The following is a 14,002-nucleotide window of genomic DNA, read 5'->3' as shown; positions in this document are numbered from 1 at the left end:
GTTTTGGATATCTGCAACAAATGCAAGACGGGCCTGTGGACCGTTGTCAGCCATTGCCCGTACTGCGGTCACGCCATGGCGGGCGCTGCCAAGCCAGCCGCGGCCGTGCCGCCGCCGCTGCCCGTCCCTGCGCCTGCGCCGGTAGCGCCGCCAGTGGCACCCAAGCCGCCGCCCGTGCCGGTGACGCCTGCGCCTGCGCCGAAAGCGCCGCCGAAGCCGGTGCCAGTACCGCCAGCCAAGCCGGTACCGCCGCAAGCGGCGCCGAAGCCCGTGCCCGCGCCTGTGCTTCCACCGGCGCCTGCCCCGGCAACACCGGTGCCGCCGCCACCGCCGCGCAAATGGTTGCGCTGGCTGGGCGCCGCCGCTGTGCTGGCGGCCGTCATCGTCTACATGAATGGCAAGCCGGGCGGCAAGAATGAATCGGCTTGCAACGACGCCATCGACAGCGGCTTGAAGCTGGTGGCAAATGGCAGCCTGGACGGCGCCCGGCAAAAGCTGGCGACGGCCAAGAATGTATGCACGGGCAAGTCCAGCGCCAAGGCGGACGATTTGCAGGCGGCGATCGGCAAGGCCGGCGCCGCATCGGGCAGTTGCCAGCGGGGCGTGCGCGCCATCGAACGCCATATTGATGGCCATCAATTGCAAAGCGCGGCCAGGGGCATCGCCGCGCTCGACGCCGATTGCGCGGGCGCTGCCAGCGTGGATTCCCTGCGCAAGCAGCTGGCGCGCCAGCAGGCGGCTGCCGCGTCCGTGCTGGTGGGCGTGCGCCAGGCGCTCGACGGCAAGGATGCGACGGCGGCCGGCAATGGCATCGCCAGGCTGGAAGCCATCGACCGCGAAGCGGCGGAATTGCCGCAGTTGAGGGCCGAGGTGCAGGCGCTGTCGGCGCCCGCGTCCGTTGTCGCACCGGTCCCGGCACCGGTGGAAACGGCACCGGCCCGCGTCGTGCCCACGGAACCGGCGCCCGCGCGCGCGGTCGAACGATCAGCGGTGGCCGAGCGCCGCCCGCAGGAAACGACGCCCGTCGACAGCGGCGCGGCCATGCGTAGCGAGATGGCGCAAGCGTTCTTGCGCGATGCCGAGCGTTCTTTGCTGGAAGGTAAGTTCGATGCGGCCAAGACGTATCTGGAAAGCGCGCGTCGCGTCGATCCGGGCAATGCGCGCATCGACAATCTGTCGCGCCGCATCCGCGAGCGCGAACGGCAAGTGCTGCAGACGGAAACAACGATCAATTAGTCATCTGGAGAGTCACCATGCTGAATCACACCACCTTGCGGACGGCCGCCGCGCTGACCATCGTGGCCATGCTGGCCGGCTGCGCCACGGCGCCGATGAGCCCGAACGGCGTGCGGCAGGACAGTTCCTATCCGCAAGGTGGCGCCCAGGCTGCCACGGATGAGGACCCGTGCAGCGTGGGCGCGACGGCCGCTGCCGGCGCGGCCGTGGGGGCATTGCTGGGTGCGTTGGCGGGCGGCAAGAATGGCGCGCTGAAGGGGGCCGCCATCGGTGGCGGCCTGGCGGCGGCCGGTTGCCTGGCCATCAATGTCAATTCGCGCCAGACCAAGACGGCGGCGCAGGCGGACCGCGATTACATCCGCACGCGCGGCGCGTTGCCGCGCGAGCCGCAAGTGGTGTCGTACACCCCACAGCTGAGCGCGTCGACCGTCAAGCGCGGCCAGCCGTTCAAGGTCAATTCCGTGGTGGAGCTGGTCAACGGCAGCGCGCAAAGCGTCAACGACGTGCGCGAAGAGCTGGTGGTGCTCGACCCGCAAGGCCAGCCTTTCAAGTCCGGTTCGAAAGCCTTGGCCAGCAGCAACAAGTCGGGCGGGCGCTTTGAAAACTCGTTCGAGCTGACCTTGCCGGCCGGCGTGTCGCAAGGCGTGTACGGCGTCAAGACGAATTTGTACGTGAACGGCAAGCTGGCCGCCACGCGCGACCTGCGCACGCAGCTGGTGATGCTGGATGACAATAGCGGCGCGGCGCAGCAATTGGCGCAGCGGTAAAGGGAGATTGCAGGAGTCTCAACATCTCATCCAGTCGTAGCGAGCGGCGATGATTTGTGGCCGAGAAGCGCAGCGCTACTTTAGTAGCGCGAGCATCGCCGGCGCGCAAAGCGCGCCGCGCAGTAGACTGGGTGAGGTGTCAGCTACGCGCCGCCGGCGTATCCATGCTGGCGCCACGCTTCATACACGACGACGGCCACCGTATTCGACAGATTCAAGCTGCGGTTGTCGGGGCGCATCGGCAGGCGGATGCGTTGCTCGGCAGGAAAACCGTCGCGCAGGGCCGGGTCCAGGCCTTTTGTTTCCGAGCCGAACACGAACACGTCGCCCGGCAAGAAGGCCACGTCGCCGAACGGACGCGAGCCACGCGTCGTCATGGCGAACATGCGGGCCGGGTCGGGCTGGGTGTCGGCCAGGAACGCTGCCCAGTTCTTGTGCACCTTCATGTTGGCGTAATCGTGGTAATCGAGGCCGGCGCGCTTCATCTTGGAATCGTCGAGCGGAAAGCCCAGCGGTTCAACCAGGTGCAGCTGCGCGCCCGTGTTCGCGCACAGGCGGATGACGTTGCCCGTATTGGGCGGGATTTCAGGTTCTACCAAAACAACGTGAAACAAAATGCTCTCCTCATATATATAGCGAATCTGATGCGGTTCTAGTGCGGCGGCGTGCGCGCCACGACCAGGATGCTGACCCTGGCCGCCCCTGCGCTTTTGCAGGCGGTGGCCAGCGCGTGGACGGTATGGCCGCTGCTCATCACGTCGTCGACGATGCCGACATGGCATCCTTGCAACAAAGCCCCATGTTCGGGCGCGATGGCAAACGCGTGCGCCAGGTTGGCTTGCCGTTCCTGCGGCGCCACGCCGCTTTGCGCCCGGGTTTCGCGCACGCGCAGCGCCAGGCGCGGTTGCAAAGGCACGTCCAGCAGGCGCGCCAGCGGACGGGCAACTTCCAGCGCCTGGTTAAAACCCCGTTCGGCCAGCCGGGCCGGGCCCAGCGGTACGGGGCACAGCAGTTGCGGCGCTTCCCACGCTTGTTGTTGCTGAATGGCAACATACAGCAGTTCTGCCAACAGGGGCGCCAGCGCCAGGCGCGCGCCGAATTTCAGCTGCAGCAGCAACTGGTCGACGGGCGCCGCATAATCAAACGCCGTGACGGTGGCGTCATACGCGGGCCGCTGGCGCAAACAGCGTCCGCACAGCAGCGCCGCATCGTCGAGCGGATTGGCGCACTGGCGGCAGCGGGGGCGCCCTTGCGTCAGATATTGGGCGCGGCAGGGCGAACACAGCACTTCCGGGCAGCCCATGCCGCACAGCGCGCATTGCGCCGGCAGCACCGTGGCGCCCAGCCACAGGCGCAGCGCCTGCCAGGCGGCGTCAAGGCGGTGCCGGGTGGCGGTCCGCATCGCGATGGCGTCGTTCCATGTACACTGCCGACATTATCTCACCTCACCCGATTCAACATGCCAGTTCCCACCAGTCCGCCCAAAATGAGTGCGCCCATCGATGCGGTGCAAGTACGCGATTTCTTTTCCCGTCCGGCGCGCGTCGCGCCGTCGGACTTCCTGCGCCGCGAAGTGTCGGCACGCATGCACGAGCGCCTGGAGCTGGTGAAAATCACGCCGCACCGTGTGCTCGACGCGGGCTGCGGCCCCGGCGCGGATCTGGCGCAGTTGCAAAAGGATTATCCCGCAGCGCAGATTATCGGTCTCGATGCAGCGCAAGCGATGATGCAGGCGGCGCGCGCGCCCGCGTCGAAACTGGCCAGCCTGAACCAGTTCCTCAGCAAACTCTTGCCGGCCAAGGCGGGCGTGGATTTATTGTGCGGCGACCTGGGCGACCTGCCGCTGGCGCAGGGCAGCATCGACCTCGTGTGGTCCAACCTGGCGCTGCACTGGCATGCCCAGCCCGACCGCGTGTTTGCCGAATGGCGGCGCGCGCTGCGCCTCGATGGCTTGCTGATGTTTTCCTGTTTCGGCCCCGACACCTTCCGCGAAGTGCGCGACGCCTTCGCCGAGGCGGACTTGTACCCGCACGCCTTGCCCTTTGTCGACATGCACGACTTTGGCGACATGCTCGTCGAGACGGGCTTTTCCACGCCCGTGCTGGACATGGAAATCATCACCGTCACCTACGACACGGCGGAAAAACTGCTGGCGGACGTGCGCGCCTTCGGCGGCAACCCGCTGACCACGCGCCGGCGCGGGCTGATGGGCAAGGTGGCCTGGCAGCGCATGCTGGACGCGCTGGAAAAGAGGCGCCGTCCCGATGGCAAGCTGGGCCTGAGTTTCGAGGTGATCTATGGCCACGCCTTCCGTCCCGCACCGCGCGTGACGCGCAATGGCGAAGCCATCATCCGCTTTGATTTACCGCGCAAGCCTAAATAAAAGCATAAAGAAACCGACACTTGGTCGCCATCCGCGCATGGATGTTGCAGCAACCGTTGCAAAGCGCGCGGCGGCCGGGAGAAGGGTGCGCACAAAGCCGATTATTGCTTGATGGATTCAAGTTTACTTGATTATAATCGTTGATTGTTTGTCAGCTTGTTAAGTAGAAAAAACAAGGGCTGCATACAAAATAAAAAAAACAAAGCAAGACTAATTCGAAGTTACTGCATTAGTATAGTAACCATCTTCCACACGAGGCCATTTCAGTGTGGGGAAGAAAAACAGGGTTCCAGCATGGTTGCGCGCCGCCGTTTTTGCTGCCGCAGCCAGCATGGAATTCGCTGGTGCTTGACGCACATGGCCGCATTCCGGCCGTGTTGCTTTCATGGAGGAGCGGCAGCGGTCCAGTACGGAGAAGTCCGCAGCCGTTTAAAATATCATTATTTTTGGGTGGTTGGGGAAAACATGACACATGCAAAGCGACTTCAATCGTTGCTGCTCGGGCTGTCTTTGACAGCGTTTGGCATCGGGCGATGGGCCACGGCGGCACCGGCTGCCAGCACCTATCCCGGCACCGGCGGTCCCGTGCCGTTCGAAATGAATCTGCAACCGCCGGCGACACAGATCGCCCATGAAATCTACGATTTGCACACCCTGATGATGATCATCTGCTTGGTGATCTTCGTGGCCGTGTTCGGCGTCATGTTTTATTCCATCTTCAAGCACCGCAAGTCCCTGGGCCACAAACCGGCCACTTTCCACGAAAGCACCACCGTCGAGATCGCCTGGACCGTCGTGCCTTTCCTGATCGTCATCGGCATGGCCCTGCCTGCCACGCGCACCGTCGTCGGCATGAAGGACACGTCGAACGCCGACATCACCATCAAGGCCACCGGCATGCAGTGGAAATGGGGCTATGACTACCTGAAAGGCGAGGGCGAAGGCATTTCCTTCCTTTCCAACCTGGCCACGCCGCGTTCGCAAGTGGGTGCGCCGGGCGCGCCGCCGACGGAAAAACGGGGCGAAAACTACCTGATCGAAGTCGACAATGAAGTCGTCGTGCCGGTCAACAAGAAGATCCGCGTAGTGCTGACAGCCAACGACGTCATCCACGCCTGGTCCGTGCCTGCCTTTGGCGTCAAGCAAGATGCGATTCCCGGTTTCGTGCGCGACACCTGGTTCAAGGCCGACCATATCGGCACTTTCCGCGGCAATTGCGCCGAGCTGTGCGGCAAGGAACATGCATTCATGCCCATCGTCGTCAAGGTCGTCTCGGCAGATGATTACAAGGCATGGGTTGATGTAAAACAAAAGGAAATGGCCGCATTGGCTGATGATCCAAGCAAGGTGTGGACCATCGACGAATTGAAGGTCAAGGGCGAGAAAGTGTATGCGGCCAACTGCGTGGTCTGCCACCAGGCGACAGGCAAGGGCGTGCCCGGTGCGTTTGCACCGCTGGATGGCTCGGCCGTGGTAAACGGTCCGAAAGCGGATCAGATCCACGTCTTGCTGAACGGGCAAAAGAGCGGCAAGTATCCCGCTGAAATGCCAGCATGGAAACAGCTGTCCGACACGGAAATTGCCGCAGTGATCACTTACACGCGCAATACCTGGTCGAACAAGGCCGCAGAGAACATCGTTCAACCAGCCGAAGTCGTGGCTGCACGCAAGTAATTAGGAGCCGCAGATGAGTACTAGCACGAGCACGAGTACCTTGGACCACGCCGATCACGACCATGCCCACGATCACCCGACCGGCTACCGCCGCTGGCTGTTTGCCACCAACCACAAGGATATCGGTACCTTGTACCTGTGGTTTTCGTTCATCATGCTGCTGTCGGGCGGCGTGCTGGCCCTGATGATCCGTACGGAACTGTTTCACCCAGGCTTGCAATTTTTCCACCCAGAATTTTTTAATCAACTGACCACCATGCACGGCCTGGTGATGGTGTTTGGCGCCATCATGCCGGCCTTCGTCGGCTACGCCAACTGGATGATCCCGCTGCAAGTGGGCGCGTCCGACATGGCGTTTGCCCGCATGAACAACTTCTCGTTCTGGCTGCTGCCACCGGCCGCGCTGCTGCTGGCCACGTCCTTCCTCGTGCCGGGCGGCGCCACCGCCGCCGGCTGGACCCTGTATGCGCCGCTGTCGACGCAGATGGGCCCTGGCATGGACATGGCCATTTTTGCCATGCATCTGATGGGCGCCTCGTCCATCATGGGTTCGATCAACATCATCGTCACCATCCTGAACATGCGCGCCCCTGGCATGACCCTGATGAAAATGCCGATGTTCTGCTGGACCTGGCTGATTACCGCGTATCTGTTGATCGCCGTCATGCCGGTGCTGGCTGGCGCCATTACCATGACCCTGACGGACCGCCATTTCGGCACGTCCTTCTTTAACGCGGCAGGCGGCGGCGATCCCGTCATGTACCAGCACATCTTCTGGTTCTTCGGCCATCCCGAGGTCTACATCATGATTCTGCCGGCTTTCGGCATCGTCTCGCAGATCCTGCCCGCGTTTGCCCGCAAGCCCCTGTTCGGCTATGCCTCGATGGTGTACGCCACGGCCTCGATCGCGATCCTGTCCTTCATCGTCTGGGCGCATCACATGTTTACTACCGGCATGCCGGTGACGAGCCAGCTGTTCTTCATGTACGCGACCATGCTGATCGCCGTGCCGACGGGCGTGAAAGTGTTCAACTGGATCGCCACGATGTGGAAGGGTTCCATGACGTTCGAGACGCCGATGCTGTTCTCGGTGGGCTTCATCTTCGTGTTTACCATGGGCGGCTTCACGGGCCTGATCCTGGCCGTGACGCCGATCGACATCCAGCTGCAGGATACCTATTATGTGGTGGCGCATTTCCACTACGTGCTGGTGGCCGGTTCGCTGTTTGCCCTGTTCGCCGGCTTCTACTACTGGTCGCCGAAATGGACGGGCCATATGTACAACGAGACGCGCGGCAAGATCCACTTCTGGCTGTCGCTGATCACGTTCAACGTGACCTTCTTCCCGATGCACTTCCTGGGCCTGGCCGGCATGCCGCGCCGCTACGCCGACTATCCGGCGCAGTTCACGGACTTCAACATGATCGCCTCGATCGGCGGCTTCGGTTTCGGCCTGATGCAGGTGTACTTCCTGTTCTTCGTTGTCTTGCCGACCATCCGCGGCGGCAAGGCTGCACCGGCGAAACCATGGGAAGGCGCGGAAGGCCTGGAATGGACCGTGCCGAGCCCGGCGCCTTTCCACACGTTTGAAACGCCGCCGACCGTCAAGTAGTCATCCTCAAGTAATGCCAGTGTCACGGGCCGGCGCCGCTGCCGGCCCCTTTGAATAGAGTGCCTGCCATGACCGAAGTGAAAACTGAGCGCAAGAAACCGAACAACCTGCGTACGGGACTGATACTGGGGGCCCTGGCGGCCTTCTTCTTCCTGTCCGTCTTCGCCAAGCGGCTGTGGCTGTCGTGACGACGCCCCACCAACAGGAAACACGCGGCCTGAACCGCAAGATGCTGGGCAAGCTGCTCGTCATTGCCGTGCTGATGTTTGGCTTTGGCTATGCCCTGATTCCCGTCTACAAGCAGATTTGCGAAGTGATGGGCATCAACGTGCTGACGCAAAAAGATGGCACGGTGGCGTACGACAACAATACGCAGGTCGACACGACGCGCAGCATCACCGTCGAGTTCGACGGCAATGCGCAGGGGCCATGGCGCTTCCGCCCGACCGTGTCGAGCATGCAAGTACATCCGGGCGAACTGGTGACCGTCATGTATGAAGTGGTCAACACGCAAGACCGCGTCGTCAATGCGCAAGCCATCCCCAGTTACGCGCCGCAGAGCGCCACGCCGCATTTCAAGAAGGTCGAGTGCTTCTGCTTCAAGCAGCAGACCTTGAAACCGAAGGAGGCGCGGCAGATGCCGGTGGTGTTCTTCCTCGATCCGGCCCTGCCGAAAGAGGTCAAGACCATCACCCTGTCGTACACGTTTTTCGAGATTGCCGGTCTGAGCCAGGCTCAGACGCCGGCCGTCCAATAGGAGAGTGCCATGGGCGAATCCGCCAAACCGGAAAAAGCGTCGTTCCTGTATTCGCTGCGGGCCGTCGTGTGGTCATTCACGGGTCTGCGCCGCAAGAGCGATTTCGACACGGATTCGGCCAAGCTCAATCCCGTGCACATCGTCATCGCCGGCTTCCTGGTGGTGGCTTGCCTGATCGGCATCTTGATTTCAATTGTTAAATTCGTCGTTTTATAAATTATAAAAAACCACCCTATAAGTTTTTGAGGAGATGATGATGAGTTCCAACCACGCCGCCGTACCCTATTATTTCGTGCCCGGCCCGTCGCGCTGGCCCATGCTGGGCGGCGCCAGCCTGCTGCTGACCATGATCGGCGCCTCGGCCTGGGTCAACGACGTCTCCTGGGGCCCGTACGTGAATTACCTGGGCATCGCCGGCATCCTGCTGGTGCTGTATTTCTGGTTCGGCGACGCCATCAGCGAATCGGAGCAGGGCCTGTACAGCGAGCGCATCGATCACTCCTTCCGCTGGAGCATGAGCTGGTTCATCTTTTCGGAAGTCATGTTCTTCGCCGCCTTCTTCGGCGCCCTGTTCTATGCGCGCAGCATCTCCATGCCGTGGCTGGCTGACCTCGACCACAAGGTGATCTGGCCCGACTTCGCTGCCCACTGGGGCAATACGGGCCCGGCCGGCACGGTGCAGGAATTCACCACCATGACGCCGTTCTGGATTCCGACCATCAACACGGCCTTGCTGCTGACGTCGGGCGTCACGCTGACCATCTCGCACCACGCCTTGCGCGCCGGTCACCGCGCCATGACGGCCCTGTTCCTGTTTGCCACCATCGTGCTGGGCGCCATCTTCATGGGCTTCCAGGTGTATGAATACATCCACGCTTACAGCGAACTGAACTTGAAATTGACGTCGGGCATCTACGGCGCCACCTTCTTCATGCTGACGGGTTTCCACGGCTTCCACGTGACCCTGGGCGCCATCATGCTGTCCGTCATCCTGTACCGCGTATTGAAAGGCCACTTCACGCCCGAGCACCACTTCGGCTTCGAAGGCGCCGCCTGGTACTGGCACTTTGTCGACGTCGTCTGGCTGGGCCTGTACGTGGTCGTGTATTGGTTATAATGGCGGGGCAGGGCGCGCGTGGTTGTTAGGCGCGCCGGCACCATAAAAAAAGCCGTACCGGGACATCCTGGGTACGGCTTTTTTTCTGAGGAATGGATTTTTGCCATAGAGGCAAGAGAATGCTGACCCCAGTATTTGTCCTTGGGTTTAATGAATTCCCGTCGGCTGGATGTAGCCCAGATGATGCGCCAGCAGGATCAGCAAAAACAGGGTGATCGACAAGCCCACGCGCAGGGCCAGCGCCTGCACGGTGCGGTTGCTCTTGCCCTTGTCGCGCATGAGGAAGAACAGGGCCGAGCCCAGGCTGCCCAGGATCAGGATGAAGGCAATGGCAACGAGGATTTTCATGGATGGTAGCGCCAGGCTTGAGGAGGTTTCATTGTAATGCGTATCCGCTTCCATTTTAGATGGATTCCATTTGTTGTAATGCTGCTACTGGTGGCCCTGGGGATATCCCTGGCGCAATGGCAGCAGCGCCGTGGCGATGAGAAAGTCGCCCGCGCCGCCCGCCTGGAAGCGGGCAACGTGGCCGCGCCGCTGTCCTTGACGGCCGCGCCCCTGTTGCCGGCCGACGCGCAAGCGATCGAATACCGCAGGGGCACCGTCACGGGCCATTTTCTTCCCGCCTGGACCGTGTACCTGGACAACCGCCCCTACAAGGGGCAAGCGGGCTTTCACGTGCTCACGCCGTTCCAGATCGACGGTTCCCCTATGCACGTGCTGGTGGCGCAGGGCTGGTTGCCGCGCAACAATGCCGAGCGCACGCGCATCCCCGACTACGCCACGCCCACGGGCACCGTCACCATTACCGGCATCGCGCGCCTGAACGCGGGCCATGTGATGGAGCTGGGCACGGCGCCGCCCCTGGCGCCGCATGCCATCGTGCAAAATGCCGATATCGCCCAGCTGGCCCAGGCCAGCGGCCTGGCCTTGCAACCTTTTATCCTTGAACAAACAGCTGATCCAGTCGATTCGGCAGCCACGACGCCAGCGTCCAGCCAGCTTCCCGTGCGCGACTGGCCGGCGCCGGACCTGGGCGCCGACAAGCACCGCGGCTATGCATTCCAGTGGTATGCACTGGCACTGATGGCTTTTCTATTTTTTGTCTTTACAGGATTTCGACGTGCAAACAAACAGCCCTGAAGCAACGCAAGACAGCAGCAATAAACAGGTACAAGGACGGTGGAAACTGCTGGCTGTGGTGGCCGTATGCGCCTTTCCCATCATCGCTTCGTATTTCACGTATTACATCATCAAGCCCACGGGCCGCAACAACTACGGCGCCCTGATCGACCCCCGTCTGTACCCGATACCGGAAGCCCAGCTGCAGGTGGCGGAACTGGACGGCAAGGCGTCGCCGCTGGCCCAGTTCAAGGGCAAGTGGGTGCTGCTGCAAACTGGACCGTCCGATTGCCAGGAAACATGCAAGAAGCAATTGTTTGACATGCAACAACTGCGCCTCATGCAGGGCAAGGAGCGCGAACGTCTGGAACGGGTCTGGCTGGTGACGGATGCGCAGCCGCTCGACACCCTCGTGATGCGCGAATTCGACGGCACCAGCATGCTGCGCGTCAATAGCGACGCCTTGAAAGCGTGGCTGCCCGTGGAGCCGGGCGGCAAGACCAGCGACCATCTGTATTTGATCGATCCGCTGGGCAATCTGATGATGCGCTTCCCGAAAGACGCGGATCCGAACAAGATCAAGAAAGACATCGCCAAGCTGCTCAAAGCTTCGGCGATCGGTTGAGGGGACCGCATGCCGACGATGCATCTCTCCGCGCTGGCCCAGCTGGGCTTGACTGGTCTGCTGGTGGCGCTGCTGCCGCTGACCATGGTCTGGGTGTCCGCGGACGCCAACAAGTACCGCAAGCTCGTATGGATCGCCGTCTTCCTGACGGTCGACCTGATCATGTTTGGCGGTTTTACGCGCCTGTCCGATTCCGGCCTGGGTTGCCCTGACTGGCCTGGCTGTTATGGTTCTGCCAATCCTTTCCTCGCGCACGAGCACATCGTGGCGGCGGAAACCCTGATGCCGACGGGCCCCGTGACGGTGGTCAAGGCGTGGATCGAAATGACGCACCGCTACCTGGCCATGGCCATTGGCGTCTTGATCGTGGCGATGATGGTGCAGGCGTGGCGCCAGTGGAAGAAAAGCAAGCGGCAGGAATTCGCCCCCGCGCTGCCGACGGCGCTGTTCCTGTTCGTCTGCCTGCAGGGCGCGTTCGGCGCCTGGACCGTCACCCTGAAGCTGCAACCGGTGATCGTCACCATCCACTTGCTGCTGGGCATGGGCTTGCTGGCCATGCTGACGTGGCTGGGCGGACGCCAGGACCATGCCGTGGCGCCTATCAAGCGGGCCGATGCGGACGCGTCCGTGCTGCGCCCCGTGCGCGCGCTGGCCGTCATGTCGCTCGTGCTGTTGACGGTGCAGATCGCGCTGGGCGGCTGGGTGAGCACCAACTACGCCACCCTGGCGTGCACGGATTTCCCCCTGTGCGGCGGCAAGGTGATTCCGGAAATGGATTTCGAGCATGGTTTTCATTTGTGGCGCGAACTGGGCAAGACGGCCGCCGGCCATTACTTGCCGTTTTCCGCGCTGACGGCCATCCACTGGGTGCACCGCAATTTCGCCTTCATCGTGCTGGCCGGCATCGGCTATACCGTGTTTCGCGCATGGAAACTGCCGTCCTTGCGCGGCACGGCCCGTTGGGTGGCGCTGGTGCTGGCCCTGCAGGCGGCCACGGGCCTGGCGACCATCTACCTGAGCTGGCCGCTGTCGATTGCCGTCATGCATAACGGCGGGGCGGCGCTGCTCGTGTTATTGCTGACCATGTTAAACTACAAGGCTAAATTCCAACTCGATGTCGCGCGCAATGTTCAGCGCGCTTGCGCCGCCGCGCCAGTGCCCTCGGCACCAGCCAGTCCTTCCCGTACCGCATAAATGACTACTCAGACCATCAGCCGTAAACCCTCCCCCCGCATCGCCCAGTATTGGGCGCTGACCAAGCCCCGCGTGACGCAGTTGGCCGTGTTTTGTGCCGTCATCGGCATGTTCCTGGCCAGCGAAGAGTTGCCCGACTGGCACGCGGTGGTGTTCGGCACCATCGGCATCTGGCTGCTGGCCGGCGCCGCGTTTGCCGTCAATTGCCTGGCCGAGCGCGAAATCGACGCGCGCATGGCCCGCACGGCGCGCCGCCCCATGGCCATGGGCGACATCACGGTGAAACAGACGGTCGTGTTCGCGCTGGTGATCGGCGGCCTGGGCATGGCGATTCTGTACCACCTCGTCAATCCGCTGACCATGTGGCTGACTTTTGTCACCTTTGTCGGCTATGCCTTGATCTATACCATGGTGCTCAAACCGGCCACGCCGCAAAATATCGTCATCGGCGGCCTGTCCGGCGCCATGCCGCCCGCGCTGGGCTGGGCGGCCGTCGCCAACGACGTGCCGATGCAGGCCTGGCTGCTGGTCTTGATCATTTTCGTCTGGACGCCGCCGCACTTCTGGGCGCTGGCCATGTACCGCCGCGACGATTACGCGCGCTCGGGCTTGCCCATGCTGCCCGTCACGCACGGCTTGAAGTTCACGCAATTTCACGTCTGGCTGTACTCGATCGCGCTGGCCGCCACCACCTTGCTGCCGTATGCCGTGCGCATGAGCGGCCTGATCTACCTGGCTTCGGCCGTGGTGCTCAACGCCGGCTTCCTGTATTACGCGTGGAAGATGTACCGCCACTACACGGACTTGATCGCGCGCAAGGCCTTTACGTTTTCCATCATCTACCTGGCCTTGCTGTTCGCGGCTTTGCTGGTCGACCACTACATTCCCCTCGGAACATGAAAAAAACCCTGACACTGTTGCTGGCGGCCGCACTGGTCGCCATCCTGGCCGGCTGCGGCAAGCCGGCCGCGCCCAAGCTGGCCTTCAAGAACACGGACGTGACGGGCCTCGGCTATGCGCGCGAGTTCGCGCTGACGGACCACACGGGCCACCCGCGCACCCTGGCCGACTACAAGGGCAAGCTGGTGCTGATGTTCTTCGGCTACACGCAATGCCCGGACGTCTGCCCCACCACCATGGCCGACATGGCCCAGGTGATGCAGGAAATGGGTCCGCAGGCGGAGCAGGTGCAAGTGCTGTTCGTCACCGTCGACCCCGAGCGCGACACGCAGCAATTGCTGGCGCAGTACGTGCCCGCCTTCGACAAGCGTTTCGTCGGCCTGTACGGCGATGCGGCCGCGACGGCCAAGGTGGCCAAGGAATTCAAGGTGTATTACGCCAAGGTCGAGGGCGAGACGGACGAAAGCTACACGGTCGACCACACGGCCGGCACCTATGTCTTCGACCGCGAAGGCAAGATCCGCCTGTTCGTGCGCCACGGCGAAAAGCCGGCCGCCATCGCGCACGATCTTAAACTTCTGCTATCCTGACCTGGTCGCGCCCCCGGGCGCCATC

General features: G+C 62.5%; 17 protein-coding genes. 14 read left to right on the top strand and 3 right to left on the bottom strand.

The window, feature by feature from the left end; translation table 11 throughout:
- Window positions 1-3 precede the first annotated feature (3 nt).
- Both O3299_RS25760 and O3299_RS25755 read left to right on the top strand, forming a co-directional pair.
- Window positions 4-1,236, top strand: coding sequence for a hypothetical protein (locus O3299_RS25760; protein ID WP_305063501.1), 1,233 nt, complete (start codon window positions 4-6; stop codon window positions 1,234-1,236).
- Between the two features lie 17 nt (window positions 1,237-1,253).
- A complete protein-coding gene (locus O3299_RS25755; RefSeq protein ID WP_305063500.1) occupies window positions 1,254-2,003 on the top strand; it encodes a hypothetical protein in 750 nt (249 codons plus the stop codon).
- 143 nt (window positions 2,004-2,146) lie between these two features.
- On the opposite strand, the gene trmL is transcribed toward O3299_RS25755, so the two are convergent.
- Window positions 2,147-2,617 (bottom strand): tRNA (uridine(34)/cytosine(34)/5-carboxymethylaminomethyluridine(34)-2'-O)-methyltransferase TrmL, encoded by a 471-nt coding sequence (gene trmL / locus O3299_RS25750; RefSeq protein WP_099665463.1) that lies wholly within the window; start codon window positions 2,615-2,617, stop codon window positions 2,147-2,149.
- A gap of 38 nt (window positions 2,618-2,655) precedes the next feature.
- Window positions 2,656-3,405, bottom strand: coding sequence for a ComF family protein (locus O3299_RS25745; RefSeq protein ID WP_289919612.1), 750 nt, complete (start codon window positions 3,403-3,405; stop codon window positions 2,656-2,658).
- A gap of 84 nt (window positions 3,406-3,489) precedes the next feature.
- Here O3299_RS25745 and O3299_RS25740 point away from each other — a divergent pair, with 84 nt between their 5' ends.
- From O3299_RS25740 to O3299_RS25710, 7 genes are all read left to right on the top strand, one after another.
- Window positions 3,490-4,386: a methyltransferase domain-containing protein gene (locus tag O3299_RS25740; protein WP_305063499.1), complete on the top strand. Its 897-nt coding sequence runs from the start codon at window positions 3,490-3,492 to the stop codon at window positions 4,384-4,386.
- A gap of 465 nt (window positions 4,387-4,851) precedes the next feature.
- Entirely contained in the window at window positions 4,852-6,060 is a 1,209-nt protein-coding gene (gene coxB / locus O3299_RS25735; RefSeq protein WP_099665461.1) for a cytochrome c oxidase subunit II, read from the top strand.
- A 13-nt stretch (window positions 6,061-6,073) separates the two neighbouring features.
- Window positions 6,074-7,672 carry a cytochrome c oxidase subunit I gene (ctaD, locus tag O3299_RS25730; RefSeq protein WP_099665460.1) on the top strand — a complete coding sequence of 533 codons (1,599 nt, stop codon included), beginning with the start codon at window positions 6,074-6,076 and terminating at the stop codon, window positions 7,670-7,672.
- A 68-nt stretch (window positions 7,673-7,740) separates the two neighbouring features.
- Window positions 7,741-7,860 carry a cytochrome oxidase small assembly protein gene (locus O3299_RS25725; protein WP_218965284.1) on the top strand — a complete coding sequence of 40 codons (120 nt, stop codon included), beginning with the start codon at window positions 7,741-7,743 and terminating at the stop codon, window positions 7,858-7,860.
- Window positions 7,857-8,429: a cytochrome c oxidase assembly protein gene (locus tag O3299_RS25720; RefSeq protein WP_099668235.1), complete on the top strand. Its 573-nt coding sequence runs from the start codon at window positions 7,857-7,859 to the stop codon at window positions 8,427-8,429. The genes O3299_RS25725 and O3299_RS25720 overlap by 4 nt, the downstream gene beginning before the upstream one ends.
- Before the next feature lie 9 nt (window positions 8,430-8,438).
- Window positions 8,439-8,645: a DUF2970 domain-containing protein gene (locus O3299_RS25715; protein WP_077399736.1), complete on the top strand. Its 207-nt coding sequence runs from the start codon at window positions 8,439-8,441 to the stop codon at window positions 8,643-8,645.
- Window positions 8,646-8,685: 40 nt separating this feature from the next.
- Window positions 8,686-9,546: a cytochrome c oxidase subunit 3 gene (locus tag O3299_RS25710; protein ID WP_099665459.1), complete on the top strand. Its 861-nt coding sequence runs from the start codon at window positions 8,686-8,688 to the stop codon at window positions 9,544-9,546.
- 147 nt (window positions 9,547-9,693) lie between these two features.
- On the opposite strand, the gene O3299_RS25705 is transcribed toward O3299_RS25710, so the two are convergent.
- Entirely contained in the window at window positions 9,694-9,894 is a 201-nt protein-coding gene (locus O3299_RS25705) for a twin transmembrane helix small protein (protein WP_046683386.1), read from the bottom strand.
- A gap of 36 nt (window positions 9,895-9,930) precedes the next feature.
- On the opposite strand from O3299_RS25705, the gene O3299_RS25700 reads away from it, so the two are divergent.
- Genes O3299_RS25700 through O3299_RS25680 form a run of 5 tightly spaced genes read left to right on the top strand, consistent with a single transcriptional unit; the run spans window position 9,931 to window position 13,977 of the window.
- Window positions 9,931-10,689, top strand: coding sequence for an SURF1 family protein (locus O3299_RS25700; protein WP_305063498.1), 759 nt, complete (start codon window positions 9,931-9,933; stop codon window positions 10,687-10,689).
- Window positions 10,670-11,293 (top strand): cytochrome C oxidase subunit I, encoded by a 624-nt coding sequence (locus tag O3299_RS25695; RefSeq protein WP_305063497.1) that lies wholly within the window; start codon window positions 10,670-10,672, stop codon window positions 11,291-11,293. The genes O3299_RS25700 and O3299_RS25695 overlap by 20 nt, the downstream gene beginning before the upstream one ends.
- A gap of 18 nt (window positions 11,294-11,311) precedes the next feature.
- Complete coding sequence (locus tag O3299_RS25690) at window positions 11,312-12,487, top strand: heme A synthase (protein WP_099668234.1); 1,176 nt, start codon at window positions 11,312-11,314, stop codon at window positions 12,485-12,487.
- Complete coding sequence (gene cyoE, locus O3299_RS25685) at window positions 12,488-13,387, top strand: heme o synthase (RefSeq protein ID WP_070258805.1); 900 nt, start codon at window positions 12,488-12,490, stop codon at window positions 13,385-13,387.
- Window positions 13,384-13,977: an SCO family protein gene (locus O3299_RS25680; RefSeq protein WP_251351055.1), complete on the top strand. Its 594-nt coding sequence runs from the start codon at window positions 13,384-13,386 to the stop codon at window positions 13,975-13,977. The genes cyoE and O3299_RS25680 overlap by 4 nt, the downstream gene beginning before the upstream one ends.
- The last annotated feature ends 25 nt before the right edge of the window (window positions 13,978-14,002 follow it).

Origin of the sequence: Janthinobacterium sp. SUN176 (assembly GCF_030587335.1) — a bacterium.
GTDB classification, from domain to species: Bacteria; Pseudomonadota; Gammaproteobacteria; order Burkholderiales; family Burkholderiaceae_D; genus Janthinobacterium; species Janthinobacterium kumbetense.
The sequence above is the reverse complement of the archived record's forward strand: the minus strand, read 5'-3'. Positions and strand labels throughout refer to the sequence as shown.

Coding starts and splice junctions, on each gene's coding strand:
- O3299_RS25755 (WP_305063500.1), top strand. CDS start 1,254: ATGCTGAATCACACCACCTTGCGGACGGCCGCCGCGCTGACCATCGTG.
- O3299_RS25745 (WP_289919612.1), bottom strand. CDS start 3,405: ATGCGGACCGCCACCCGGCACCGCCTTGACGCCGCCTGGCAGGCGCTG.
- O3299_RS25740 (WP_305063499.1), top strand. CDS start 3,490: ATGAGTGCGCCCATCGATGCGGTGCAAGTACGCGATTTCTTTTCCCGT.
- coxB (WP_099665461.1), top strand. CDS start 4,852: ATGACACATGCAAAGCGACTTCAATCGTTGCTGCTCGGGCTGTCTTTG.
- ctaD (WP_099665460.1), top strand. CDS start 6,074: ATGAGTACTAGCACGAGCACGAGTACCTTGGACCACGCCGATCACGAC.
- O3299_RS25725 (WP_218965284.1), top strand. CDS start 7,741: ATGACCGAAGTGAAAACTGAGCGCAAGAAACCGAACAACCTGCGTACG.
- O3299_RS25715 (WP_077399736.1), top strand. CDS start 8,439: ATGGGCGAATCCGCCAAACCGGAAAAAGCGTCGTTCCTGTATTCGCTG.
- O3299_RS25710 (WP_099665459.1), top strand. CDS start 8,686: ATGAGTTCCAACCACGCCGCCGTACCCTATTATTTCGTGCCCGGCCCG.
- O3299_RS25705 (WP_046683386.1), bottom strand. CDS start 9,894: ATGAAAATCCTCGTTGCCATTGCCTTCATCCTGATCCTGGGCAGCCTG.
- O3299_RS25700 (WP_305063498.1), top strand. CDS start 9,931: ATGCGTATCCGCTTCCATTTTAGATGGATTCCATTTGTTGTAATGCTG.
- O3299_RS25690 (WP_099668234.1), top strand. CDS start 11,312: ATGCATCTCTCCGCGCTGGCCCAGCTGGGCTTGACTGGTCTGCTGGTG.
- cyoE (WP_070258805.1), top strand. CDS start 12,488: ATGACTACTCAGACCATCAGCCGTAAACCCTCCCCCCGCATCGCCCAG.
- O3299_RS25680 (WP_251351055.1), top strand. CDS start 13,384: ATGAAAAAAACCCTGACACTGTTGCTGGCGGCCGCACTGGTCGCCATC.